Annotated in this window: 24 protein-coding genes; 9 read left to right on the plus strand and 15 right to left on the minus strand. The window is 70.5% G+C overall.

All coding sequences use genetic code 11. The features are described 5' to 3' along the window. Positions 1 to 12 precede the first annotated feature (12 nt). A complete protein-coding gene (gene purN, locus KIP79_RS35870; RefSeq protein WP_214109464.1) occupies positions 13 to 615 on the minus strand; it encodes a phosphoribosylglycinamide formyltransferase in 603 nt (200 codons plus the stop codon). A 116-nt stretch (positions 616 to 731) separates the two neighbouring features. On the opposite strand from purN, the gene KIP79_RS35875 reads away from it, so the two are divergent. Beyond that, positions 732 to 1,136, plus strand: coding sequence for a hypothetical protein (locus KIP79_RS35875; protein ID WP_214109432.1), 405 nt, complete (start codon positions 732 to 734; stop codon positions 1,134 to 1,136). A 13-nt stretch (positions 1,137 to 1,149) separates the two neighbouring features. Here KIP79_RS35875 and KIP79_RS35880 read toward each other — a convergent pair whose 3' ends face one another. The 5 genes from KIP79_RS35880 to pcrA all read right to left on the minus strand — a co-directional run bounded on the left by KIP79_RS35880 (position 1,150) and on the right by pcrA (position 7,868). Next, the gene (locus KIP79_RS35880; protein WP_214109433.1) at positions 1,150 to 2,691 is read right to left on the minus strand and encodes a cell division protein PerM; all 1,542 of its coding nucleotides are present in this window, start codon (positions 2,689 to 2,691) and stop codon (positions 1,150 to 1,152) included. Between the two features lie 166 nt (positions 2,692 to 2,857). Next, positions 2,858 to 3,733: a succinate--CoA ligase subunit alpha gene (gene sucD / locus KIP79_RS35885; protein ID WP_214109434.1), complete on the minus strand. Its 876-nt coding sequence runs from the start codon at positions 3,731 to 3,733 to the stop codon at positions 2,858 to 2,860. After that, a complete protein-coding gene (gene sucC / locus KIP79_RS35890; RefSeq protein ID WP_214109435.1) occupies positions 3,733 to 4,914 on the minus strand; it encodes an ADP-forming succinate--CoA ligase subunit beta in 1,182 nt (393 codons plus the stop codon). The genes sucD and sucC overlap by 1 nt, the downstream gene beginning before the upstream one ends. Before the next feature lie 250 nt (positions 4,915 to 5,164). Beyond that, a complete protein-coding gene (gene icmB / locus KIP79_RS35895) occupies positions 5,165 to 5,578 on the minus strand; it encodes a coenzyme B12-dependent isobutyryl CoA mutase small subunit (RefSeq protein ID WP_214109436.1) in 414 nt (137 codons plus the stop codon). A 67-nt stretch (positions 5,579 to 5,645) separates the two neighbouring features. Beyond that, entirely contained in the window at positions 5,646 to 7,868 is a 2,223-nt protein-coding gene (pcrA, locus tag KIP79_RS35900) for a DNA helicase PcrA (protein ID WP_308170062.1), read from the minus strand. A gap of 130 nt (positions 7,869 to 7,998) precedes the next feature. On the opposite strand from pcrA, the gene KIP79_RS35905 reads away from it, so the two are divergent. Beyond that, complete coding sequence (locus KIP79_RS35905) at positions 7,999 to 8,751, plus strand: PIG-L deacetylase family protein (protein ID WP_214109437.1); 753 nt, start codon at positions 7,999 to 8,001, stop codon at positions 8,749 to 8,751. A 10-nt stretch (positions 8,752 to 8,761) separates the two neighbouring features. Here KIP79_RS35905 and KIP79_RS35910 read toward each other — a convergent pair whose 3' ends face one another. The 5 genes from KIP79_RS35910 to KIP79_RS35930 form a co-directional block, all read right to left on the minus strand. Next, positions 8,762 to 9,478, minus strand: coding sequence for a CPBP family intramembrane glutamic endopeptidase (locus KIP79_RS35910; protein ID WP_214109438.1), 717 nt, complete (start codon positions 9,476 to 9,478; stop codon positions 8,762 to 8,764). A gap of 34 nt (positions 9,479 to 9,512) precedes the next feature. Beyond that, positions 9,513 to 10,244, minus strand: coding sequence for a neutral zinc metallopeptidase (locus KIP79_RS35915; RefSeq protein ID WP_308170063.1), 732 nt, complete (start codon positions 10,242 to 10,244; stop codon positions 9,513 to 9,515). Between the two features lie 67 nt (positions 10,245 to 10,311). Beyond that, positions 10,312 to 11,781 (minus strand): glutamate-cysteine ligase family protein, encoded by a 1,470-nt coding sequence (locus tag KIP79_RS35920; protein WP_214109440.1) that lies wholly within the window; start codon positions 11,779 to 11,781, stop codon positions 10,312 to 10,314. Positions 11,782 to 11,808: 27 nt separating this feature from the next. After that, a complete protein-coding gene (locus KIP79_RS35925) occupies positions 11,809 to 12,447 on the minus strand; it encodes a response regulator (RefSeq protein ID WP_214109441.1) in 639 nt (212 codons plus the stop codon). Positions 12,448 to 12,450: 3 nt separating this feature from the next. Next, positions 12,451 to 13,632 carry a PspC domain-containing protein gene (locus KIP79_RS35930; protein ID WP_214109442.1) on the minus strand — a complete coding sequence of 394 codons (1,182 nt, stop codon included), beginning with the start codon at positions 13,630 to 13,632 and terminating at the stop codon, positions 12,451 to 12,453. A 114-nt stretch (positions 13,633 to 13,746) separates the two neighbouring features. Here KIP79_RS35930 and KIP79_RS35935 point away from each other — a divergent pair, with 114 nt between their 5' ends. From KIP79_RS35935 to KIP79_RS35960, 6 genes are all read left to right on the plus strand, one after another. Next, entirely contained in the window at positions 13,747 to 15,120 is a 1,374-nt protein-coding gene (locus KIP79_RS35935; protein ID WP_214109443.1) for a PspC domain-containing protein, read from the plus strand. Next, positions 15,110 to 15,415: a tetraspanin family protein gene (locus KIP79_RS35940; protein ID WP_214109467.1), complete on the plus strand. Its 306-nt coding sequence runs from the start codon at positions 15,110 to 15,112 to the stop codon at positions 15,413 to 15,415. Before KIP79_RS35935 ends, KIP79_RS35940 begins: the two co-directional genes overlap by 11 nt. A 107-nt stretch (positions 15,416 to 15,522) precedes the next feature. After that, positions 15,523 to 15,996 carry a (2Fe-2S)-binding protein gene (locus KIP79_RS35945; protein ID WP_214109444.1) on the plus strand — a complete coding sequence of 158 codons (474 nt, stop codon included), beginning with the start codon at positions 15,523 to 15,525 and terminating at the stop codon, positions 15,994 to 15,996. Further along, positions 15,993 to 18,326 (plus strand): xanthine dehydrogenase family protein molybdopterin-binding subunit, encoded by a 2,334-nt coding sequence (locus tag KIP79_RS35950; protein WP_214109445.1) that lies wholly within the window; start codon positions 15,993 to 15,995, stop codon positions 18,324 to 18,326. Before KIP79_RS35945 ends, KIP79_RS35950 begins: the two co-directional genes overlap by 4 nt. After that, entirely contained in the window at positions 18,323 to 19,177 is an 855-nt protein-coding gene (locus tag KIP79_RS35955; RefSeq protein WP_214109446.1) for an FAD binding domain-containing protein, read from the plus strand. The genes KIP79_RS35950 and KIP79_RS35955 overlap by 4 nt, the downstream gene beginning before the upstream one ends. 34 nt (positions 19,178 to 19,211) lie before the next feature. Next, positions 19,212 to 19,922: an SRPBCC family protein gene (locus KIP79_RS35960; protein WP_214109447.1), complete on the plus strand. Its 711-nt coding sequence runs from the start codon at positions 19,212 to 19,214 to the stop codon at positions 19,920 to 19,922. Here KIP79_RS35960 and KIP79_RS35965 read toward each other — a convergent pair. Genes KIP79_RS35965 through KIP79_RS35975 form a run of 3 tightly spaced genes read right to left on the minus strand, consistent with a single transcriptional unit; the run spans position 19,897 to position 22,815 of the window. Continuing rightward, entirely contained in the window at positions 19,897 to 20,958 is a 1,062-nt protein-coding gene (locus tag KIP79_RS35965; RefSeq protein ID WP_214109448.1) for a sulfotransferase family protein, read from the minus strand. The genes KIP79_RS35960 and KIP79_RS35965 overlap by 26 nt on opposite strands. Beyond that, a complete protein-coding gene (locus tag KIP79_RS35970; protein WP_214109449.1) occupies positions 20,955 to 21,956 on the minus strand; it encodes a sulfotransferase family protein in 1,002 nt (333 codons plus the stop codon). Before KIP79_RS35970 ends, KIP79_RS35965 begins: the two co-directional genes overlap by 4 nt. Further along, on the minus strand, positions 21,949 to 22,815 hold the full coding sequence (locus KIP79_RS35975; RefSeq protein ID WP_214109450.1) for a CDP-alcohol phosphatidyltransferase family protein: 867 nt from the start codon (positions 22,813 to 22,815) through the stop codon (positions 21,949 to 21,951). The genes KIP79_RS35970 and KIP79_RS35975 overlap by 8 nt, the downstream gene beginning before the upstream one ends. A 159-nt stretch (positions 22,816 to 22,974) precedes the next feature. Here KIP79_RS35975 and KIP79_RS35980 point away from each other — a divergent pair, with 159 nt between their 5' ends. Continuing rightward, positions 22,975 to 24,531 (plus strand): stealth family protein, encoded by a 1,557-nt coding sequence (locus KIP79_RS35980; RefSeq protein ID WP_214109451.1) that lies wholly within the window; start codon positions 22,975 to 22,977, stop codon positions 24,529 to 24,531. Here the strand turns inward: KIP79_RS35980 and KIP79_RS35985 are convergent. Further along, the gene (locus KIP79_RS35985) at positions 24,528 to 25,202 is read right to left on the minus strand and encodes a hypothetical protein (protein WP_214109452.1); all 675 of its coding nucleotides are present in this window, start codon (positions 25,200 to 25,202) and stop codon (positions 24,528 to 24,530) included. The genes KIP79_RS35980 and KIP79_RS35985 overlap by 4 nt on opposite strands. Positions 25,203 to 25,241 lie beyond the last annotated feature (39 nt).

Genomic DNA, 25,241 nt, shown 5'->3' on the forward strand with positions numbered 1-25,241 from the left:
CGGCTGCCGTTCTCAGCGTCCGAAGCGCACGTGGCGGCCGTGGACCTGCCAGCCTTCGCGGGCCATCCGGCCGACCACCTCGACCAGGAGGCGGCGCTCGACGACCTTGATTCGCTCGTGCAGGGTCGTTTCGTCGTCCCCGTCCTGGATCGGCACCGCCTCCTGGGCGATCACCGGACCGGTGTCCACCCCGGCGTCGACCAGATGAACGGTGCAACCAGTGAGCCGTACCCCGTATGCCAGCGCGTCACGCACCGCGTGCGTGCCGGGGAACGAGGGCAGCAGCGCGGGATGGGTGTTGACCACCGGGAAGGCCCCCAGCACGCGCGGGCCGAGGATCTTCATGAAACCCGCCGACACCACCAGATCCGGGCCGTACCCGGCGATTCTCGCGGCCAGCGCGGCGTCCCAGGCCGCCCGGTCCGGATGATCCGCCACCGGTTCCACGAAGGTGGGCACGTTCGCCCGCTCCGCGCGGGCCAGCCCTTCGATGCCGTCCCGGTCGGCGCCGACGGCGACGACGGTCGCGCCGAAGGCATCATCTGCCACGGCGTCCAGCAGGGCTTGTAGGTTGGTTCCCGAACCCGAGACGAGAACCAGAAGCCGGAAAGACAGGACAAGCTCCTTCGGCGCCGAGCGGACGGGTGCGAGGCAAGGGTATCGGGCGCGCCGGATAACACGATTCCGGGCGTCGCGGGCGACGGGAATCTGGCAGAACGAGGCGAGGGATCGTGACCACACCACTACAGGCATCCGCCCCCGAACTGGGCGGACGCCGAGCTCTGACCCTCGCGCTGATGGCGCTGATCTTCACCTTCATGCTGCCCGCCGCCGGGCTGGCCCTGTCCGTCTTCGGCCTGGCCATCGCCGTCCGCGACGCCCGCACCCTCCGCCGGACCCGCCAGCGCACCGGGATGGCCATCAGCGCCACCGTCATCTCCGGTGTCGCGTTCCTGCTCGGCGCGGCCACCACCATCGTGCAGCTGTACTTCTCCTCCGAACTCACCGCGTACACGGAATGCCGGAAGGGCGCGGGGACGGTCACCGCCCAGCAGGAGTGCACGGACCAGCTCAGGCAGGGCCTGGAGAACAAACTCGGCATCCCCTGGCCCGCGGACATCCCATTGCCCGGCTGATCCTTCAGGTGGATCAGTCGCGGTCCCAGGCGTAGGGGTCGACGTAGATGACGTGGCCGCCCCGGTCGTCGGTTTCGTCGATGATGTCGTCCCGGTTGGGGCGGACGGGTTCGGAGCGTTTGCGGGTGAAGGGGGTGGGTTCGGGGTGTTCGTCGGGCCAGTCGTCTCGGATGACGGGGATGGGCATGGTGTCGGCTTCGGTGGCGTCCATCCAGTGGCCAGGCAGGGGCTTGACCGGCTTGACCTTCTTGGCGACCTTGCCGACCGCGGCGACGATGGGTTCCGCCGGGGAGCGGGACATCAGCCACCAGTTGGTCAGACCGGCGGAGATGCCCGCGGCCACGCCCACCTCCAGGCTGACCGAGAGCGCGACCTCCCAGGGGGAAGGACCGACGGCTGAGAGGCGCGCACCGCCCAGCGGGCCGCCGGAAAGGGCGGCGAGCAGGCCCGCGGCGCCACCGGTGGTGAGGCCGCAGACGAAGCCCCAGAGCGGGGCCGCCTCCAGCGAGGGCGTGGGCGCGATCCGCGCGACCACCACTCCGGCCACCGTGCCGGCGGCGAACGGCAGGGCGATCACCGCCATGACCCAGGGCGGCACCGCCCCCGAATCCGGCAGCGCCCCGAGCATCGGCAGCGTCGGGAGCGTGCTCAGTTTGACGCCGGTGGGCGCCACCAGGGTCCCCGTCCCCAGCGCGAATCCCGGCCCCGCGATGTACGCCATGGCCCAGATGACCGCGTTGAACAGGTACAGCCCCTGGACGAGAAGCAGCAGCAGACCGCCCACGAACCCCGGGCTGAGCACCTCCGACAGTTCCTGGATCGCGTCGAAGTTGACCACGATCGAGCCGAGCACCAGGACGAGACCGGCGGCCAGCATCATCGACATGGCGACCGCCGTGCCCACCACCACCGAGCGCGGGCGCTCCGGCAGCAGGCGCAGCATCGACCGCCAGGGGCCGATGGTCCGGGCCACCGCCACCGACCCCGCCACGAACGCCAGCAGGAAGTGGCTCAGCAGCGTCTCCCCGAGGAACGGCTGGGTGACCTCGTTCCGCGCCACCAACGCGATCATTCCCGCGAGCAGCGCGTACGGCGCCGCCAGCGAAACCCCCGCCCGGGCGATCAGCACGAACTGCGCCCGCCGCCGCCGGATGGCGAGATCCTTCGGCGTCCCCTTCGGCAACCGCGCCGGCATCCGCAACCGCAGGTCGGCGTCCCGCGCCATCCACAGCCCGGCCCGGTAGAGCAGCGTCCCCGGCAGGATCATCAACCCCAGCGGCAGCAACCCCACCCGCCCACCGGGAATGGCGAACCCCGCGTGGTGCGCCGCCAGCCACAGCTGACAGGCCGTCCGAAACACCCCCGGCAGCCCCTGCCCGAACGCGGAGCGCGGCGCCGCGATCCACCCCAGCAGGGTCAGCGTGGTCAATACGGCCAGCCCGATACCCAGCGTCAACACCGCGGCCAGCATCCCGGACACCGGCAACGGCCGCCGATCCTCGTCACCGAAGACGGCCCGGGGGACTGTCCGAATCTGGTCAAGAAGCGCCGTCACAGTAGCCGATGTTCTCAAGTCCCACCGCCAAGGTGGTCACGCCGCGCCGAAGCCCCGCCCCCTTTGCCCAAGATCGAGTACGCCTGAAAGCGTCGCGCTGTACGGCGTGCATGGCAACACCGCCCCGGGAACGGACGGCGTCCCCGGGGCGGTGTTGTGGGTGGTTTCAGCGGGACTGCATGATCTCGCGCATGAGTTGGGCGGTTTCGCTGGGGGTCTTGCCGACCCGGACGCCTACCTTTTCGAGGGCTTCCTTCTTGGCCTGAGCGGTGCCGGCGGAGCCGGAGACGATGGCGCCGGCGTGGCCCATGGTCTTGCCTTCGGGGGCGGTGAAGCCGGCGACGTAGGCGACGACCGGCTTGGTGACGTAGGCGTCGATGTAGGCCGCGGCGCGTTCCTCGGCGTCGCCGCCGATTTCGCCGATCATGACGATGGCGTCGGTGCCCGGGTCCTCCTGGAAGGCCTGGAGGGCGTCGATGTGGGTGGTGCCGATCACCGGGTCACCGCCGATGCCGACCGCCGTGGAGAAGCCGAAGTCGCGGAGTTCGTACATCAGCTGGTAGGTCAGGGTGCCCGACTTGGAGACCAGGCCGATGCGGCCGGGGGTCGTGATGTCGGCGGGGATGATCCCGGCGTTGGAGGCGCCGGGAGAGGCGATGCCGGGGCAGTTCGGGCCGATGATCCGGGTCTTGTTGCCCTTGGCCGTCGCGTACGCCCAGAACTCGGTGGTGTCGTGGATCGGCACGCCCTCGGTGATGACCACGGCGAGCGGGATCTCGGCGTCGACGGCCTCCTTCACCGCGTCCTTGGTGAAGGCCGGCGGCACGAAGATGACGCTGACGTCGGCGCCGGTGGCGGCCATCGCCTCGGCGACGGTGGCGAACACCGGCAGCCCCTCGTGCACGGTCCCGGCCTTACGCGGGTTGACCCCGCCCACGACCTTCGCCCCGGAGGCGAGCATGCGAAGGGTGTGCTTGGTCCCCTCCGACCCGGTGATGCCCTGAACGATGATCTTGCTGTCTTCGGTGAGCCAGATAGCCATTACGCACCCACTGCCGCGAGCTCGGCGGCCCGCTTGGCCGCGTCATCCATAGTGTCGACCAGTTCGACGCCGGGAAGCGCGGCGTCCCGCAGAATCTCGCGGCCGAGCGCCGCGTTGTTGCCGTCCAGCCGGACGACCAGGGGCCGCGTCACGGCCTCGCCCCGGTCACCGAGCAGCTTGAACGCCGACACGATGCCGTTGGCCACCGCGTCGCAGGCGGTGATCCCGCCGAAGACGTTGACGAACACCGACTCGACCGCCGGGTCGGACAGAATGATCTCCAGGCCGTTGGCCATCACCTCGGCCGAGGCGCCGCCGCCGATGTCCAGGAAGTTGGCCGGCTTGGGCTGGCCGGGGAACGCCTCCCCCGCGTACGCGACGACGTCCAGCGTGGACATGACCAGGCCCGCGCCGTTGCCGATGATGCCGACCGAGCCGTCCAGCTTGACGTAGTTGAGGTTCTTCGCCTTGGCCTTGGCCTCCAGCGGGTCCTCGGACGCCTTGTCGACGTAGGACTCGTGCTCCTTCTGGCGGAAGTCGGCGTTGGCGTCCAGGGTGACCTTGCCGTCCAGCGCCTTGACCTGGCCGTCGGCGGACAGGATGAGCGGGTTGACCTCGACCAGCGAGGCGTCCTCGTCGACGAAGACGGCCCACAGCTTCTCGATCAGCTCGGCCGCGCCGTCCAGCGCCCGCTCCGGCAGGCCGCCCGCCTGGGCGATCTCGCGAGCCCGCGCCCGGTCAACCCCGGTGAGCGGACTGACCGGCACCTTCGCCACCTTCTCCGGGGCGGTGTGCGCGACTTCCTCGATGTCCATGCCGCCCGCGGCGGAGCAGATCGCGAGGAAGGTACGGTTGGCCCGGTCGAGCAGGAAGGAGAAGTAGTACTCCTCCGCGATGTTGCTCGCCTCCTCGATCAGGACCTTGTGGACCGTGTGGCCCTTGATGTCCATGCCGAGGATCTGGCCCGCCTTCACTTCGGCGTCGGCGGCGTCGGCGGCCACCTTGACGCCGCCGGCCTTGCCGCGGCCCCCGGTCTTGACCTGGGCCTTGACGACCACGCGGCCGGTCAGCTGCTGCGCCGCCGCGTGTGCCTCCTCCGCGGTGTGCGCGACGATGCCGCGCGGCACCGGAATGCCGTACTCCGCGAAGAGCTCCTTCGCCTGATGTTCGAACAGGTCCACGAGGGTCCGTCCCTTTTGATGTCGCCTTTGATATCGCCTGGAGTGGGTGTCGCCTGTCGGCGCCAGGCGTGTCCTCCCGCCTGGTTTTCCGCGGATGAAGCCTAGCCCCAGCCCTGATACACCGATGTCATCGGGTCCGCTAAACCCTTGCCAACGCCAGCAGATTACGGAAAAGTTTCACAAACTGCCCAAACCGCCCGGGTCGGCCCGCTGGCACAGACTACCGTCGCCGCGGACTACGGCGAGGACGTTACCGGGGCTCCAGCCCGACCGCCGGGACCGCGCTCCGAACCCACTCCACGATCTCCTCCGTCGTGGACCCCGGTGTGAAGATTCGCGCGACACCCATGCGCTTCAGTTCTGGAATGTCGGCATCCGGGATGATGCCGCCTCCGAAGACCACGATGTCCTCGGCTTCCTGTTCGCGCAGTACCTCCATGAGCCGTGCGAACAGCGTCATGTGCGCTCCCGACAGGATCGACAAGCCGATGGCCGCCGCGTCCTCCTGGACCGCCGTCTGGACGATCTGCTCCGGCGTCTGGTGCAACCCGGTGTAGATCACCTCCATCCCGGCATCCCGCAACGCCCGAGCCACGACCTTCACCCCACGGTCGTGCCCATCAAGCCCCGGCTTCCCCAGCACCACCCGAATCCTGCTGTCCATGCCCGCACTGTAACCCTCGCCCGACCACTTCCGACCAGCTGAGAACGGGTGTGTGCCCGATGGAGGGTTACAGCTTTTCCAGCTTGGCGTAGGCCAAGATCAAGGTTTTCTGGCCTGAGGTGCCGAAGTCGATTTTGGCGCTGGTGCGTTCGGCGGTGCCCTCGACGGAGATGACAGTGCCGAGGCCGAAGGAGTCGTGGGTGACGCGGTCGCCGGGGCTCAGGTTGGGGATGGGGCGAGAGGAGGCCTTGGGGGCGCGGGATTCGCGGGTGGTCGCGGCGCGCCAGGCGTTCTTCTTGGGGTCGTTTCGCCAGTCGATCAGGTCTTGGGGGACCTCGGCGAGGAAACGGGAGGCGGGGTTGAAGGCGGGGGCTCCCCAGGAGGTGCGGACCGCGGCGCGGGAGAGGTAGAGGCGCTGTTCGGCCCGGGTGATGCCGACGTAGGCCAGGCGGCGCTCCTCCTCGAGTTCCTTGGGGTCGCTGAGCGAGCGCATGTGCGGGAAGACGCCGTCCTCCATCGCGGTCAGGAAGACGACCGGGAATTCGAGGCCCTTGGCGGTGTGCAGGGTCATCAGGGTGACCATGCCGCCGTGGTCCTCGCCTTCGGGGATCTGGTCGGCGTCGGCGACCAGGGAGACCTGCTCCAGGAAGTCGACCAGCGTGCCCTCCGGGTTGGCCTCCTCGAATTCGGCCGCGACGGAGATGAGCTCGTTGAGGTTCTCCAGGCGGCTCTCGTCCTGGGGGTCGCCGGAGGTTTCGAGTTCGGTGCGGTAGCCGGTGCCGTTGAGGACCTCTTCTGCCAGGTCGGACAGGGGAAGTTCCTTGGTCCGCAACTCGTCGAGGAGGGCGACGAAGTCCTTGATGGCGTTGAGGGAGCGGGTGGCCAGGCCGGGAGCCTCCTCGGCGCGGCGGAGGCCCTCCCAGTAGTTGATCTGCTCCCGGGAGGCGAACGCCTCGATCATCGACTCGGCCCGCTCGCCGATGCCGCGCTTGGGGACGTTCAGGATACGCCGCAGGGACACGGTGTCGGCGGGATTGGCGAGCACCCGCAGGTACGCGAGCAGGTCCTTGACCTCCTTGCGCTCGTAGAACCGCACGCCCCCGACCACCCGATACGGCAGCCCGGTCCGGATGAAGATCTCCTCGAACACCCGGGACGCCGAGTTGGTCCGGTAGAAGACGGCCACCTGACCGGGCGTGATCCCCTCCTCGTCGGAGAGCCGGTCCACCTCCTGCGCGACGAACATGGCCTCGTCGTGCTCGTTGTCCGCCACGTACGCAACGATCTTGGAGCCGGCCCCCTGGTCGGACCAGAGGTTCTTCGGCTTGCGGGAGGCGTTCCTGGCGATGACCGCGTTGGCCGCGTTGAGAATGGTCTGGGTGGAGCGGTAGTTCTGCTCCAGCAGGATGGTCCTGGCCGACGGATAGTCGCGCTCGAACTCCAGGATGTTGCGGATGGTCGCGCCCCGGAAGGCGTAGATGGACTGGTCGGCGTCGCCCACCACGACCAGCTCGGCGGGCTCGAGCGGCCCGTCCTCCCCGTCCGCGCTCTTCCCGCCTGGCGTGCCCACCAGCTCCTTGACCAGCGTGTACTGCGCGTGGTTGGTGTCCTGGTACTCATCGACCATGACATGCCGGAAGCGTCGCCGGTAGTGCTCGGCCACGTCGGGGAAGAGCTGGAACAAGGTCACCGTGAGCATGATCAGGTCGTCGAAGTCCATCGCGCCGGCCTCGGTGAGCCGCCGCTGGTAGAGCTTGTACGCCTCGGCGAGCTGCCGTTCCAGATGGGTCTGCGCCTTGTCGGCGGCCGTGTCGTAGTCGATCAGCTCGTTCTTGAGGTTGCTCACCTGCGCCGAGAACGCCCGCGGCGGATACCGCTTGGGATCCAGGTCGAGCTCCCGGCAGACCAGCGCCATCAGCCGCTGCGAGTCGGCCTGGTCGTAGATGGAGAAACTGGAGGTGAACCCGAGCCGCTTGCCCTCCCGCCGCAGGATGCGCACGCAGGCGCTGTGGAAGGTCATCACCCACATCGCCTTGGACCGCGGCCCGACCAGCCGGTCCACCCGGTCCTTCATCTCCCGGGCGGCCTTGTTGGTGAAGGTGATCGCCAGGATCTCCCCTGGGTGCACGTGCCGCTCGGCCAGCAGGTAGGCGATGCGGTGGGTGAGCACCCGTGTCTTGCCGGAACCCGCGCCCGCGACGATCAGCAGCGGCCCGCCCTGATGGACCACCGCCTCCCGCTGCTGGGGATTGAGGCCGTCTAGCAAGGGATGGGTAACGAGGCTCGACACGCCCCTAGGGTATGGCCGCCGACCGACACTTCGCGTCGCTAACCGGCCCCCGGATGCCGCTCGCCTTCGGCCCAGCGGATGAACCCCCGCCGGCTGCCCGATGTTTTGGGAAATATCGGGCGGGCGGGGCATGTTGCGGCTGGACGAGTTCAAGGAGGCGAACGTGCTGGATCCAGCGGACATCCGGACGGTGCTGGTGGTCACCGCGCACCCCGACGACATCGACTTCGGCGGGGCGGGGACGGTGGCCACGCTCACCGACCGTGGTGTGGAGGTGGTGTACTGCCTGGCCACCTTAGGGGACGCGGGAGGCCACGACCGTACGGTGAACGGGCGCGACATGGCGGAGATCCGGCGCGCCGAGCAGACCGCGGCGGCCAAGCACGTCGGCGTCACCGACATCCGCACGCTCGGCTATCCGGACGGGCTCCTGGAACCCACCCTGGGCCTGCGCCGCGACATCGCCCGGGTGATCCGCCAGGTTCGGCCGGACGTGGTGATCACCTCCACCCCGGAACGGAACTACGTCCGGATCGGGCCCAGCCATCCGGACCACCGGGCCGTGGGGTCGGCGGCCCTGGACGCCGTCTATCCCGACGCCCGCAATCCGTACGCCTTCCCCGAACTACTCGAATCCGAGGGCCTTGAGCCGTGGACGGTCCGCGAGGTGTGGTTGATCGGCTCCATGACGCCCACCGACTGGGTGGACGTCACCGCCACCGTGGACCGCAAGATCGCCGCACTGCGGGCGCACGAGTCGCAGACCGCCCACATGACCGAGCTGGACAAGATGATCAGAACCATGCTGGCGACCCATGCGGCGAACGCGGGTCTTCCCGAGGGTTCCTTCGCGGAGGCCTTCCAGGTGGTGCCGACCGGATGAACGCGCCCGGCTAACGCTTCGGACGCCTGTCGACCCTGCGGGCAATGCGCGCGGCGGCGTATCCGAACGAGTTCGTGGCGGTGTGCACCAGCGCGGGCGCGAGCAGACCGCCTCGCCGCCGCAGCTCGTGGAAGAACAATCCCGCCGCCGCCGTGGACACCACGGTCCCCGCCACCAATCGCCCGGTCTGACCCCGCGCCTCCGCCTCCCCGGCCGTGGTCAACCGGGTCAGGGACGGGTTGGCCCGAGCCATGTCCAAGGCCGGAAGCACGTGCCAGACGCCGAACAGCGCGGCCGACAGCCCTGCCCCCGCCCTCGTCCCCACCAGACGCCCCAACAGCGCCGGCAGCACCCCCCGGAACGCCACCTCCTCCAGCAGGACCGTCCCGACCGGCACCTGGATCAGCGCCTCCTCGATCAACCGCCTCCGGGACAAGGCAAGCGCCCGCTCATCCCGGAACAGCCCCCGGGTCTGCGGCATCGCCACCCCCGCCGCGTAAGCCGCCGCGACCCCACCGGCCAGCACCCCACCCACCAAGGCCCCGCGTTCCGCCTGAGCGAAGCCCATCTCCCCCCAGCCGACCCTTTGCTTCCTGGCGATCCCCACCACCAGCCCGGCGGCCACGGCCGAAGTAACCGGTGCCCATCTCTTGGCGACCAGGTTGTTCATCACATTGGCCACCCCGAGCGCCACGCAACACCCGGCAACCGCACGCCCGACTCCCACCGGAACTCCCTCCCTCGCCCTGAATACCGGAACTTCAGCAGGCGGTAACCCCCTGCTGGTAGCCGGTGATGTAAGCGTTCTGGCGGCGTTCCGGGGTGCCGTGGGCTCCTGGCTGCCACCAGGCGTCGGTGGGGTCCCCCGCGGCTTCGAGGTTGGCCAGCAGTTCGGTGTCGTCGCCCTCCTCGTCCTGGATCTGCCCGGCCCGGAGCAGAGCGCTCAGCGCGCCGCCGGCGTAGCAGTCGGCCTGGAGCTCGCGCTCCACGCTGTAGCTGAAGTCCTGCATCAACTGGGCCTGGACGGCATGCCCGAACTCATGCGGGATCACGACATACACGGCGCCGTCCCCGAGCTGCTGGTAGAGCCCCTGCAACCAGCTCGCGTCGAACGCGATGAAGTGCCCGTCCTGGCAGTAGAAGGCGTTGTTGGGCACGGCGGGCTGCCCACCGCAGGCGGGCCCGTCGTTGCCGTTGTACGCGATGAACGCCTCGACCGGCCGGTAGGTGGAGCCACCGGCCTGGAACTGGCGGGCCCAGAACTGCTCGGTCAGGCAACGCGCCAGCCGTACGTCGCTGGCGAAGGTGTCCCCCCGGTCCCGGCAACCCCAGGACTGGCCGCCGGGGCTGGCCTCGGTCGTCGGATCAACGCCGGACTCCGGCTCGGACGAGGACGATCCTGGCGGGGACAGCTCGACGATCCCGCACCCGGTGACGGCCGACAGGAGGGTGAACGCCGCGACCAGCGCGACGGCGACTCTTCGATGACCCACCCCCACATAGTGACCCGATTCCGCACCGGCAATCCCGCTAAATGACGACATCCTCATGACGGTGCGGTCACAGCGCGGGCGTCGGCCAGGTGTGCACGGGTTCGTTGGTGTGCATGTGGTCGATGTAGCGGAGGGTCATCTGGCGGAGCGCCTCGTGGCCGCCGCCCAGCGCCCGTACGGTGTCCACCTGCCAGGCGGCCCCGGTCACGCCGGTCAGGCAGCGCTGCTCGATGACGCCGAGCAGCCGGTCCCGGTGCGCGGGGGCCACCCCCCACCCGTCCAGCCCCTCGTGCGCCAGCGGCAGCAGCCGCCGCAGGATGAGCTCGGTGGCCGGGACCTCGCCGAGACCTGGCCAGTAGAGCCGCGCCTCGATGCCGTGCCGGGCGGCGGCGCGCAGGTTCTCCTCGGCCACCGCGAACGACATCTGCGTCCAGACCGGCCGCTCGGCCAACGGCAGCACCCGCATCAGCCCGTAGTAGAAGGCCGCGTTGGCGGCGATGTCGAGCACGGTGGGCCCGGCCGGCAGCACCCGGTTCTCCACCCGCAGATGCGGCAGCCCCCGGACGACCTCGTAGACGGGCCGGTTCCAGCGGTAGACGGTCCCGTTGTGCAGGGAGAGCTCCGCCATGGTGGGAACGCCGCCGCAGTCCAGCACCTCCCGCGGGTCCTCCTCCTCGCACAGCGGCAGCAGCGCGGGGAAGTACCGAACGTTCTCCTCGAACAGGTCGAAGACCGAGGTGATCCACCGTTCCCCGAACCAGACGCGAGGCCGTACGCCCTGGGCCTTCAGCTCCTCCGGACGGGTGTCGGTGGCCTGCTCAAAGAGGCTGATCCTGGTCTCCTGCCAGAGCTGCCTGCCGAACAGGTAGGGCGAGTTGGCCGCCACCGCGACCTGGGCGCCCGCGATGGCCTGGGCCGCGTTCCAGTGCGCGGCGAACGCGTTGGGGCTGACCTGCAGGTGCAGCTGCGCGCTGGTGCAGGCGGCCTCGGGGGTGATGCTGTCGGCGTAGGTGTCCAGGCGCTCCACGCCCTCGATGAGGATGTGCATGTCCTCACCGCGGGCCGCGAAAACCTGCTCGTTGAGCAGCTGGTAGCGAGGATTGGCCGACAGGGTGGCCTCGCTCACGTCGGACTCCCGCAGGGTGGGCAGGATGCCCACCAGCACCAGGTGCCCGCCCACGGTGGCGGCCCGCTCCTCGGCGCGGTTGAGCCGCCGCCGTACGGTCTCCTCCAGCTCGCCAGGACCGTCCCCGGACAGGTCCTGCGGCTCGACGTTTATCTCAACGTTGAACTGCCCCAGTTCGGCGCCCCAGTTCGGTTCCGCGATAGCCGACAGCACCTCGGCGTTCCGCATCGCGGGCTCGCCCCGCTCGTCCACCAGGTTGAGCTCGATCTCCAGTCCCGCCAGGCTCCGTTCCGGCTCGAAGCGGGACTCGCGCAACATCTCGGCGAGCACGTCCAGGGACCGCCGGATCTTGTCACGGTACCGCCGACGGTCCTCACGGCTGAAGGTCACGGCGGGTACGTCACGTCCCATGTTTCGAGCGTCGCACGCCGGGACGGTTCAGACCAGACGCCGGGCGGTGGCCCATCGGGAGAGTTCGTGCCGGTTGGACAGCTGGAGCTTGCGCAGCACCGAGGACACGTGCGTCTCCACGGTCTTCACCGAGATGAACAGCTCCTTGGCGATCTCCTTGTACGCGTAGCCGCGCGCGATCAGCCGGAGCACCTCACGCTCCCGGGTGGTCAGCGAGTCCAGCTCGGGGTCGATCGGCGGGGCCTCGGTGGAGGCGAACGCGTCGAGCACGAAGCCGGCCAGCCGGGGCGAGAACACCGCGTCCCCCTCGGACACCCGGAGCACCGCGTCGGTCAGCTCGGCGCCGTTGATGGTCTTGGTGACGTAGCCGCGCGCCCCGCCCCGGATGACGCCGATCACGTCCTCGGCCGCGTCGGAGACCGACAGGGCCAGGAAGCGGACCTGGGAGCCGGCGCCGAGCACCCGGCGGAGCACCTCCTGGCCGCCGCCCCCGGGCATGTGCACGTCCAGCAGCACCACGTCCGGCTGGAGCTCGGCGATGGTCCGTACGGCGGTCTCCACGTCCTCTGCCTCGCCGACGACCTCGATGGCGGGCCCCAGCTCGGCCCGCACCCCCGACCGGAACAGCCGGTGGTCGTCGACGATCAGCACACGTACGGTCTTCATCGCTCAGGTGGTCCTCTTCATCGTCAACATGATCTCGGTGCCCTCGCCGGGGGCGGTCTTGACCCGGGCGCCGCCGCCGTTCCGCTCCATCCGGCCGATGATCGACTGGCGGATGCCCATGCGATCCTCCGGCACGTCGTCGAGGGTGAAGCCCTTGCCCCGGTCCCGGACGAAGAGGGTGACCTCGTCCGGCTCGATCTCCAGGTAGACCGAGATGACCGGAGATTCAGAATATTTCGCCGCGTTCACCATCGCCTGCCGGGCCGCGTGGAGCAAGGCCACCAACTGCTCGTCCAGCTCGCAGTCGCCGACGCAGACGATCTCGATGGGCACGCCGTGCGCGTCCTCCTCCTCGGCCGCCACCCGGCGCACGGCCGCCGCCAGGGTGGCGTCCGCGTCCTGCCGGGGCTGGTAGAGCCAGTTGCGCAGCTCGCGTTCCTGGGACCTGGCCAGCCGGAGCACCTCGCGCGAGTCGTTCGCGTTGCGCTGGATCAGGGTGAGGGTGTGCAGCACCGAGTCGTGCACGTGCGCGGCCACCTCGGCCCGCTCCTCCTGGCGGATGCGCTCGGTCCGCTCCTTCTGCAGTTCCTTCCAGAGGCTGGCCAGCCAGGGCGCGGCGATCAGGGCGATGCCGCCGACCACCACGGCGGTGAACATCAGGCCGGTGCCGGCCTGGGCCAGCTGGTCCTGGGCGGCCAGGAAGCCGATCGCGCCGACCACCACCAGCAGCAGGCCGAGGCCGGCCCGCACCCACTTCTGCCGCACCTGGCCGACCGTGGTGGTCATCCAGCGCTGGCGGCGGCCGGGGTCGGCCTGCTGCCACATGATCAGGGAGCCGATGCCGCCGACCGCGATCGGCCAGGTGGCCACCCCGCCGGCCGCCGCCCCGGTGAGCAGGGCGACCACCGCCAGCACCAGGCCGACCAGGCCGTAGGCGGCCACCTGCCCCCAGTCCCTGCCGCGATCACGGTCGGCGGTCTCGCTGGAGGTGAACATCCACAACGCCGCGTACGCCACGATGCCGAGGCCGTTCAGCGCCGTGAGCAGCACGAAGGCGAGTCGCAGCACGACCGGGTCGAGCCGCAGCTGGGCGGCCGCCCCCTGCGCGACCCCGGCGACCACCCGGCCGTCCAGCGGCCTGGTCAGTTTGGGGAACGCCGGTGTGGCGTCAGGATTCTCAGACATCGCCTCTGCATCGTCACATGTCGCCTCAGCGTATGCATCAGGGCAAGTCCCTGAGACGGAGTTCAGGGGTTCCCCCGATGGCAGACCACCCCCGGCAACGACCACGATGGGACCATGACCGAGACACCTGCCGCGCCGGAGGCGCCCCCGGACCCGCGTGAACGCTTCCTGCAGCGCAGCGCCGAGGGCCGCATGCTCACGGGGGTGTGCGCGGGACTCGGCAGGTTCAGCGGGATGGACCCGGTGCTGTTCCGGGTGGGTTTCGCGATCCTGGTGCTCGGCTCCGGTATCGGGATTTTTCTGTACATAGCGGCGTTCTTGCTGATGCGCGAGACCGACGGCCGCCCCGGCTACCTGGAGCAGTGGACCCGGCGGATCTTCGACGCGGAGACCGTGCTGGCCCTGCTCACCGCGGTGTTCGCGTTCGGCCTGATCATCAACATGGCCTCCGGCGGCATCGGCCGGGGCACCATCGTGGTCGGCACGCTGCTGGCCGTCGCGCTGCTGGCCGCGCACGCCCGGGGCGTCGACCTGGTCTCCCTGGCCCGCTCCCTCCCGGACCGGATGACCGGCCGCCGGGGCATGAGCCGCGCCCCGGAGAGCGCTTTCACCCGTCCGAGCCCGTTCCCGCCACCACCGCCGCCGTTCCGGCCGGAACCGGCCATGCCGCCCACCCCGGGCCCGTACGGCGCCGCCCCCCAGCCGGAGGGCTACCGCAGCCTGGCGGACCTGGCCAGGGAGGCCAGAGGGGCGGCCTTCACGCAACCCTCCCAGGCGTACGGATCGGCGGAACCTTTCGCCCCTCGGGGGCCGTACGCACGTAAACCGATGCAGGAGCCGGAAAAGAAGCGGCCGCGCGAAGTCAAGCAGAAGCGGCCGAAGTCGTTCGTCGGGGGACTCACGATCTGCCTGGCGCTCATCGTTGGAGGCATCATGGTGGCGGTCCAGCAGTCCGGGACCGGCACGATCAGCCTGCCGATCATCGGCGGGGCCGTCCTGGTCACCATCGGCGCGGGGCTGCTGGTGGCCACCTGGTTCGGCCGTGGCGCGGCGCTGATCGCGGCCGGCACGATCGTCTCGCTGGTGCTGGTCGCGGGGGCGAGCGTCAGCGGACTGCCGAAGAAGGTCGGCAGTTACACCTGGCATCCGGTCGACGTCGCGCAGGCGGCCAAGACCTACACGGTCGGCATCGGCGAGGGCCGGCTCGACCTGAGCGACCTGAAACTGCCCGAGGGGAGCAGGACCAGGTTCGACGCCTCGATCTCGCTGGGACAGCTGATCGTGCTGCTACCGCCGGACGCCCGGGTGGAGGTCTTCGGCTACACCCGGCTCGGCGACATCAAGATCGACCACCAGGTGGAGGACGGCACCGACGTGACCTTCAACCGGGTGCTCGACCCGGAGGTCCCCCCCAAGGGCGACGCCGCAGTCATCGAGCTGTACGTCAAGGCGGGCATCGGCGACGTGGAGGTGCGGCGTGCGGCCTGAGCGCGACCTCGACAAGGACCTCGCCGAGGACCTGGGCGAGGACTTCGACGAGGACCCGGACAGGGCGCACAACCCGTGGGCGAGCCCGACGGTCAGGAAACCACGGGAGCCGGCGAAACGGCGACACCGGACCGACTGGATGGCTCTGCTCTGCGGGCTGCTCTTCATCGGCTTCGGCATCCGCTACCTGACGGGCCCGCTCCCCGACCCGCTCATCATGGTCCCCATCCTGCTGGCCGGACTGGGTTTCGCGGGGTTCATCGGGATCCTGGCCAAAGCCATCAGGAGGCGATGAAAGGGGCAGCCCGGAACCAGGTGATGAGTGTGACGGGTTGACCGGGGAAGCCACGGGCGTACGTTCAAATTGTCCGTTATCACTTCCACCTGCGGCGTGGAGGAACAATGCCCCGGATCACCGTCACCGTCGACGGCACCAAGTACGAGGAAGAGGTCGAACCCCGCCTGCTCCTCGTGCACTTCCTACGAGACCGGCTGGGCCGCACCGGGACCCCGGTCGGCTGTGACACCACCAACTGCGGGGCCTGCACGGTCCTGCTGGACGGCCTGAGCGTCAAGAGCTGCTCGGTGCTGGCCGTACAGGCGGACGGCGGTGACGTCGTCACCGTCCAGGGCCTGGCGGACGGCGGTGAGCTGCACCCGATGCAGCGCGCCTTCCACGAGGAGCACGCGCTGCAGTGCGGGTACTGCACGCCGGGCATGATCATCGCCTCCATCGACCTGGTCAACGGGAACCCCGACCCCACCGAGACGGAGATCCGGGAGGGGCTGGAGGGCAACCTCTGCCGCTGCACGGGCTACTGCAACATCGTGCGGGCCGTACGGCGCGGCGCCGAGCTGATGCGGGCCGAGCCATGACCGAGACCGAAATCGGCCGGGCCCGACGCCGCAAGGAAGACGCACGCCTGATCACCGGCCGCACCCAGTGGACGGACAACATCCAGGTCCCCGGCCTGCTGCACGTGGCCTACCTGCGCAGCCCGCTGGCGCACGCCCGGATCACCCGGGTGGACGTGTCGGCGGCCAGGTCCCGCCCCGGGGTGGTGGCCGCCTTCAGCGGGCAGGACTTCGCCGCCGAACAGGGCAGCCTGCCCTGCGCCTGGCCGGTCAGCGACGACGTGGTGATCCCCGACCACCCGCCGATGGCGGTGGACACGGTCAGGTACGCCGGGGAGGCGGTGGCCTGTGTGATCGCCACCGACCGGTACAAGGCGGCGGACGCGCTGGACGCCATCGAGATCGACTACGACCCCCTGCCCGCCGTGACCGACATGCCCTCGGCGCTGGCCGACGGCTCCCCGCTCGTACACGAAGCCGGTAACAAGGCGTTCACCTGGACCTTCGCCCAGGGCGACATCGAGGCCGCGTTCCGCGACGCGCCGGTCGTGGTGGAGCGCACCTACGTGCAGCAGCGGCTGATCCCGACCGCGATGGAGCCGCGCGCGGTGGTCGCCCAGACCGACGGCGACTCCTTCACGTTGCACACCTCCACCCAGATCCCGCACGTGCTCCGGGTCATGCTGGCGGCCACCACCGGCGTCCCCGAGCACAAGCTCCGGGTGATCGCCCCCGACGTGGGCGGCGGCTTCGGCTCCAAGCTCCAGGTCACCGCGGAAGAGGTGCTGGGGCTGCTGATCGCCCGGCGGCTGGGACGGCCGGTCAAGTGGACCGAGTCCCGCTCGGAGGGCAACCAGACCGTGCACCACGGCCGGGACCAGATCCAGCGCATCGCGCTCGCCGCCTCGGCCGAGGGCGTGCTGCGCGGCGTGAAGGTGGACCTGCTGGCCGACATGGGCGCCTACCTGATGCTGGTCACCCCCGGCGTGCCGCTGCTCGGCGCGTTCATGTACACCGGCATCTACAAGATGGACGCCTACGACTTCGCCTGCACCGGCGTCTTCACCACCAAGATGCCCACCGACGCCTACCGGGGAGCCGGCCGCCCCGAGGCCACGTACGCCATCGAACGGGCCATGGACGAACTGGCCAAGGAGATCGGCGTCGACCCGCTGGAGATCCGCCGCCGCAACTGGATCAGGCACGAGGAGTTCCCGTACGCCACGGCGGCCGGCCTCACCTACGACTCGGGCAACTACGAGGCCGCCACCGAGCGGGCGATGGCCCTGTTCGGCTACGACAAGCTCCGCGCAGAACAGGCCGACCGCCGGGACCGGAACGATCCCGTACAGCTGGGCATCGGCGTCTCCACCTACACCGAGATGTGCGGCCTGGCCCCGTCCCGGGTGCTGGGCAGCCTGCGGTACGGCGCCGGAGGCTGGGAGCACGCCACCGTGCGCATGCTGCCGACCGGCAAGGTGGAGGTGGTCACCGGGACCAGCCCGCACGGCCAGGGCCACGAGACCGCCTGGTCGCAGATCGTCGCGGACGCGCTCGGGGTGCCCTTCGAGGACGTGGGCGTGCTGCACGGGGACACCGCCTCGGCCCCGCGCGGCATGGACACCTACGGCTCGCGTTCCCTGGTGGTCGGCGGTATCGCCGTGCTCCAGGCCTGCGAGCGGGTGAAGGAGAAGGCCAGGACGGTGGCCGCGCACCTGCTGGAGTGCGCGCCGGACGACCTGGAGTTCACCGACGGCGCGTTCAAGGTGCGCGGCACCGGCGCGGCCAAGACCATCCAGGAGGTGGCGCTGGCCGTCTTCGCCGCCCACGACCTGCCGGAGGGCTTCGAACCGCAACTGGACGCGGGCAGCACCTTCGACCCGGAGTCGTTCTCCTTCCCGCACGGCACCCACCTGTGCGCGGTGGAGGTGGACACCGAGACCGGGATGACCACGATCCGCTCGTACGTGGCGGTGGACGACGTGGGCAACGTGGTCAACCCGATGATCGTGGAGGGCCAGGTGCACGGCGGCATCGCCCAGGGCATCGCGCAGGCGCTCTTCGAGGAGGCCGTCTACGACGCGGACGGCAACCTGCTCACCGGCACCATGGCCGACTACCTCGTGCCGTCCGCCGCCGACCTGCCCACCTTCGTGACCGATCGCACGGTCACCCCGGCCACCTCCAACCCGCTCGGGGTCAAGGGCGTCGGCGAGGCCGGGACCATCGCGTCCACCCCGGCGGTGGTCAACGCGGTCGTGGACGCGCTCCGGCCGTACGGGGTGCGGGACGTGCCCATGCCGTGCAGCCCGGAACGGGTCTGGCGGGCGATTCAGGGAGGTGTCGCATGATTCCCGCGAGCTTCGACTACGTGCGGGCGGAGTCCCTGTCCGAGGCGTTCCAGGCGCTGGGCGCGGACGAGGACGCCAAGGTCCTGGCCGGCGGGCAGTCGCTGCTGCCGCTGCTGCGGCTCCGGCTGGCCTACCCGGCCACGCTGGTGGACATCGGGCGGCTGCCCGAGCTCAGGGGCGTCAGGGACGAGGGCGACCACCTGTTCATCGGGGCCACCACCACCCACGACGAGGTGCTGAAATCACCCCTGGTCCAGACGTACTGCCCGCTGGTGGCCCAGGCGACGGCCACGGTCGCCGACCCCGCGGTACGGCACCGCGGCACCTTCGGCGGGTCGCTGGCGCACGCCGACCCCGCCGGGGACCTGCCCGCCGTCGCGCTGGCCCTGGACATGGACCTGGTGGCCGGGTCGGCGGAGGGCACCAGGACCATCCCCGCCGCCGAGTTCTTCCTCGACTACCTGGAGACGGCGCTGGCTCCGGGCGAGCTCCTGCTCGGCGCCCGGGTGCCCAAGCTGGGGCCCGGCTGGGGATTCCACTACACGAAGTTCCACCGGGTCGCCCAGGCGTGGGCGATCGTCGGGGTCGCCGCCGCGGTGCGCCACCAGGACGGCGTGATCGCGGAGGGCCGGGTGGCGCTCACCAACATGGGCGCGGTCCCGGTCCGGGCCCGGGCGGCCGAGGCGGGCCTGCCCGGGGTCGCCCTGGACGACCGTACGGCCCTGCGTGCGGCGACCGCCTCCGCAGACGACGCGACCGACCCCCCGTCCGATCTGCACGCCCGTCCGGACTACCGGCGCCATCTGGCCCGGGTCCTCACCGAACGGGCGATCAGGTCAGCCGCCGCATAGGGTAGACAATTACGGAGAGAAACGGAGTCGAGCGATGGCGATGCGGTTCGAGCACGAGTTCACCGTGCCGGTCCCCGTCGAGCAGGCCTGGGCGATCCTGCTCGACGCCGAACGGGTGGCGCCCTGCCTGCCCGGGGCCTCGCTCGACTCGGTGGACGGGGACACCGTCACCGGCAAGATGAAGGTCAAGGTAGGCCCGATCACCGTCACCTACCAGGGCACGGCCACCTTCGCCGACGTGGACAAGGACGCCCGCACGCTCACCCTGAAGGCCTCCGGCAAGGAGGCCAGGGGCGCGGGCACGGCCAACGCCACGGTCACCGCCAAGCTGGCCACCGAGGGCGACCACACCAAGGTGACCGTGGAGACGGCCTTCAACGTCACCGGCCGCCCTGCCCAGTTCGGGCGGGGCGTGATGGCCGACGTGGGCTCCCGGCTGATCGACAAGTTCGCCGGCAACCTGGCGGCCCTCCTCCAGGAACAGCCTCAGGAACCGGAGCAGCTCCCGCCCGCCGAGGAGCCGCACCGCCACCTGACGGCCGTACCGAGCCCCCCCGAGGAGTCCCTGTCCCGGGAGGCCCACCCCGCCGGAACGATGCGCACCTCCCGCACCCCCGACGAGGAGGCCCTGGACCTACTGGAGATCGCGGGCGCACCCGTGCTCCGGCGGCTCGCCCCGGTACTGGCGGCGGCCGGCGTACTGGCCGTGGTGATCTGGCTCATCCGCAGGTCCCGGCGGGGGTGACCCCCACCGGGACGGGCAGGCCCGCCAGGCGACGTTGGCCCTCGGTGAGCAGGGCCGCCACCGGGCCTGGCTCTCTGAGGCGGTTCACGCGATCTCTGTTGAGTTTCTTCCAGCGGGCGCCGCGCCGTTTGGCCGCCACCGTCTTGTAGGCGTTGACCTGTTCTTTCGGCGCTCGGGGCGCGCCGCTCAGGGCGTACCCGGCGGTGGTCAGGCGTTCGCCGAGGACCGTTTCGCAGAGTGAGATCTCCCACGGGTCCAGGCGCTGCGACCAGCTGCCGGAGCGTGCCGTGGTGACCTCGCCGTGGGTGTTGCTGTGCCAGACCTTGTGCGCCGGCACCGCCACCTCCGCCACGTGCCGGGGTTCGCACATGGCGGGGTCGTACTCCTCGCCGAGGAAACCGCACAGCCGCTGGAGCTCGCGCTCGGGTTCCGCGGTCAGGTCCTCGTACCGCAGCTCGTGGTAGCTGCCCGCGGGGAGGCGGGCGGCGGTGCGGCGGCCGAAGTCGATCGCCTCGGCCCAGTTGGCCATGGCGTGGAAGCTGCTCAGGTGGTACCAGGGCATCTCCTTCAGCGACGCCACACAGTCCCGGCCGTCCCTGATCAGGTGCACGAACTGGGCGTCCGGGAAGAGCCTGAGCAGGATGTCCACGTGCTTGAAGTAGCTGGGCCGCTTGTCCCCCCAGCGCGGCTTGCCGAACCGGGCCGCGTAGTCGCGGAACACCGTGCCGATCACCGACCCGAGGCTGCCAGGCCCCTCGGTGGCCTCGGCGACGTAACCGGCGCGGTCGAGGCCGAGCTCGCGGAACTTGGTCTCCCGCCCGGTGGCGATCCACTCGGCCAGCGCCCGCCGGTTGCCCGGCAGCCGCATGTCGCCGTACTTGCGGCGGGAGTAGTAGGCCGGGACCAGGAACCGCGTCTCCGGCGGCACCGCGATCCGCGGGTGCGAGTGCAGCATCAGCTGGAGCAGGGTGGTGCCGGAGCGCGGGCAGCCGATGACGAAGATCGGCCGGTCCTGCCCCCGGGTGACCGGGCTCACCGGCCGATCCCCGCGGGCTGGCGCGGCCCGCCCGACAGCTGGTAGGCCACCGGGCCCGGCTCGCGGAACCGGTTGAACCACTCGGTCATCGCCACCTGCCGCCACTTGCGCTTCCACATGTTGGAGGTGCGCTTGTAGGCGGTCACGTCCTTGCGGAGCGCGGGCGCGGCGCCGCTCAGCTCGTACCCGTAGGCGCGCAGGCGCTCGCCGAGGACCGTCTCGCAGAGCGAGACCTCCCACGGCTCAAGCCGGTCCGTCCAGCTCCCGCTCCGGCTGGTGGTGACCTCCTGGCGGGTGTTGACGTGCCAGTCCTTGTGCTGCGGCACCACGTCCGCCACCTTGTACGGCTCCCGCATCGCCGGGTCGTACTCCTCCCCCAGGAAGGTGCACAGCCCGGAGAGCGCCCCGACGGGGTCGGCGGTGAGGTCCTCGTACCGCAGCTCGTAGTAGCTGTCGGCGGGCAGCTTGACCTTGCGCCCGATGTCGATGGCCTCGGCCCACCGGTGCACCGCCTCGTAGGTGTCCCCCTTGAACCAGGGCATCTCCTTCAGCGAGGAGACGCAGTCCCGCCCGTCCCGGATCAGGTGGATGATCTGGGCGTCCGGGAACATGGCCAGCACCGCGTCCAGGTGCCGGATGTACGGGGGCCGCTTGTCGCCCCAGCGCACCTTGCCGTGCCGCTCGGCGAACATCTGGTAGACCAGTCCGATGATCGAGCCGAGGCTGCCGGGCCCGTCCACGGCCCGGCGGATGAACGCGTCCGGGTCGACCTCCAGGTCCCGGAACTGGGTGCGGGATCCGAGCGCGATGCGCTTGGCCAGCGCCCGCCGGTTCGCCGGCTCCCGCATGTCGCCGAACTGGCGGCGGGCCCGGTAGACCTGGACCAGAATCCGGGTCTCCGGCGGCACCGCGATGCGCGGATGCGAGTGCAGCATCAGCTGGAGCAGCGTGGTGCCCGAGCGCGGGCATCCGACTACGAAAATCGGCCGTTCAGACAAGAACCCTCTCCCTTTTCGGTACGGCTCGCGCCGCCTCCCTGGTGGCCAGCCAGATCCGGTAGACCAGGGCGGCCTCGAAGAGCAGCAGCAGCGCCCCCGCGCCCGCTGCCGCCCCGATGACCGCCCTGGGGCCAAAGAAGGGCGCGACCACGAAGACGGCGGCGTGGAACTCGATGCCGCTCATCACGTGGGTGCGCACCCGATGCCGGACCAGGGCGATCCGGAACCGGTCGAACCAGGGGAACCGCGCGCGGAAGGCGCGCTGCAGATCCACCAGCTCGATTTCTTCGCTGAGAAGCAGATCCCGGACCCGCGCCCTGGGGTCGGCGCGGAGCCGGTCGTCGACGAAGACCACCTCGCCGCCGGCCATGGCGGCCACCTGTTCCCTGGTGGCCTCCCTGACCCGGTGCAGCTGGGGGCCGTTGACGTAGCGGAACAGGTCCAGCACCACCACGCCGACCGCGGCGGCCAGCGCGGCGTCCGTGCCCTGCCCGTAGGCGAAGGCGAACGCGCAGCAGCCCACCCGGACCCGGTCGCCCACATAGTCCAGCCAGAGGCCGAAAGGGGTTCCGGTGCCCTTGAGCCGGGCGATCTTGCCGTCCATGCAGTCCACCGTGAAGCTCAGGTAGAACAGCACCGCGCCCGCGACGAGCGCCCCGGTGGAACCGGCCGCGAAGCATCCGGCGGAGCCCAACCCGAGCAGCATGGACAGCCGGGTCAGCCCGTTGGGCGTGATCGAGGTGTGGTTGGCCACCGCCAGCGTGAGCCGGCAGGCCAGCGGATCGACCACGAAAACGGTCCACCAAGAGTCGCGCGGCTTACGTGCCGCCAGGATGTCGTCGAGCGTGAAGCCCCCCATGCACGTAAGAATGACCACGTTGGGTAGTCGGGAACGTGTTCTTCGGTGACAGCCGGTGAATCTCGTTGCCACTTCTTGACCATTGCCCTGACGTGGGCAAAGCCCCTGCCAACACGGTGAGGCGTCCGTTAGAGTCCTGAAATCTTCGGGGGGAGAGCCATGCCTGTGGAAACGTTGTACCGCCAGTTGCGGGGGCGGCTGGGCGCGCGGGAGATCTCGCCGCGCCGGGCCGCGCTGATCCGGCCGGACGCCGGCCCGCTCCAGGCGTCACGGGAGACCTTCGACCTGGTCTGCCGAACGCTGACGGAGGCGGCGGTGCCGTACTTCTGCGTACGGCCGCTGGCCGGGCGGCCGCCGGTGGTCGCGGTGCCGGTCTCGCACCGGTCCCGGGCCCTGTCCGCGCTGGCCAGGCCCGGGTTCTACGCGGCCAGGCTGCCCAGCGGGCGGCAGGGCCACCGGCGCGGCGCGCCGGACGTCGAGCGCATCCGGCCGCTGCGCCGGGCCGCGCTGGCCGACGCCCGGGTGATCCGGGTGGCGCTCTACTTCGCCAGCCCGTCCAGGACCCTGATCCTGGGTCCCGAGCTCGGCTGCGATCTGGAGTTCTGGGAGCGGGAGGGCGACCTGCTGGTGGCGCCCAGGCCCAACCGGGCCTGCGAGGCGGTGCCGGTGCACGGGCCGACCGTGCAGGCGGGCGAGGAGCTGTTCCTTGGCCTGATGAGCGAGGGGGAGCGCACCTACCCGACCCGGCCGGAGTTCGCCTGCCGCCTGGTCGGCGACGTGGACTTCCCGATCGACGCCGTCTACACCTGGGTGGACGGCGCCGACCCGGCCTGGCGGGCCCGCAGGGACCAGCGGCTGCACGGCGGGATGTGCGAGGGTCTGAGCGAGCTGGCCACCACCGAGGCCCGGTTCGCCAGCCGGGACGAGCTGCGCTACTCACTGCGCTCGCTGACCACGTACGCGCCCTGGGTGCGGAAGATCTGGATCGTCACCGACGGCCAGACTCCGGCCTGGCTGCGCGAGGGCGACCGGGTCCAGATGGTCGACCACAAGGAGATCTTCCGTGACCCGAGCGCCCTGCCGGTCTTCAACTCGCACGCCATCGAGGCCCAGCTGCACCGTATCGAGGGCCTGGCCGAGCACTTCCTTTACCTGAACGACGACTTCTTCCTGGGCCGCCCGCTGCACCCGGAGACCTTCTTCGAGGGCAACGGCATCACCAGGTTCTTCCCGTCGGTCGCCCAGGTGCCGTTCGAGCTGCACGAGGACAATCCGGTGCACGCGGCGGGCATGAACAACCGGCGGCTGCTGGAGGGGCTGTCCGGCCGCACCCTCATCCAGAAGATGAAGCACGTGCCGTACGCGCTGCGCCGGTCGCTGCTGTTCGAGCTGGAGGAGCGGTTCGCCGAGGAGTTCCGGGAGACCGCCCACAGCGCCTTCCGCACCAGCCGCGACATCTCGGTGGTGTCCTCGCTGGCGCACTACTACGGCTACCTGACCGGCCGGGCGGTGCCGGGCACGGTCGGCTACACCTACGTGGACCTGGCGCTGCGCAAAACTCCGGCCAAGCTCCGCCGCATGCTGCGCAACCGGGACCACGACACGTTCTGCCTGAACGACACCGCGCCGACGACCCCGGAGCAGGACCAGCTCCTGCTCCGGTTCCTGGAGGCGTACTACCCCACGCCCGGGGCCTTTGAGGAGGGTGTCGTCTAGCGGGCGGCCGCCTGCTCGTGGAGCAGGGCGATCAGGTGGCCGCCGAGCGGGCTGAGCGCCACCCGGGGGCCGCTGCGCACGGTGGCGCCGAAGAAGGCGAGCAGGTCGAGGCCGGCGGCGACGTCGAAGGTGACGCACTCCGCCTCGGCCGCCTTGCTGATCATCCAGTCCAGCGCGGCCACGTCCAGCTGGGCCCGGGCGGGCAGATCGGCGAGCACCTGGAGGGCGACCAGCGCGCCGCCCTCGGCGCCCTCGATGAACTCCTCGTCGTCGCCGTCCACGGTCCGGACGAAGGCGTTCCGCCAGGTCTCCAGGGCGTCCCCGGTCAGGCCCTCGCCAAGGCGGGCGCGGCGGCCACGGACGCGGACCACGTCGGCGGCCTTGGCCACCTTCCAGAAGGACATGAGCTCGGGCACCCGGGTGGCGGTGCGCACCGGCGCGGCCGGGGCCGGGATGCCGAACACGGCGCAGAGCGCGGGCACGTCCGCGGGGCGCGGCGCTCCGGTGGCGGTCACGGCCACCCCCTCGCCCAGCCATTCGGCGAGTCCGCGCAGGCCGCGCAGCACGGGCGTGGCCGCCGCGGCGCGCTCAAGCGGGGACATCGGGGGCGTGTCGCGGATCAGTGCGCGCTTGGCGGGGTGTCCGGAGATCTGCTTTCGGCGGCGGCTCACCGAGCGAGAATATCGGACCTGATCACATCAAAGCGGCAC

Origin of the sequence: Acrocarpospora catenulata (assembly GCF_018476525.1) — a bacterium.
GTDB classification, from domain to species: Bacteria; Actinomycetota; Actinomycetes; order Streptosporangiales; family Streptosporangiaceae; genus Acrocarpospora; species Acrocarpospora catenulata.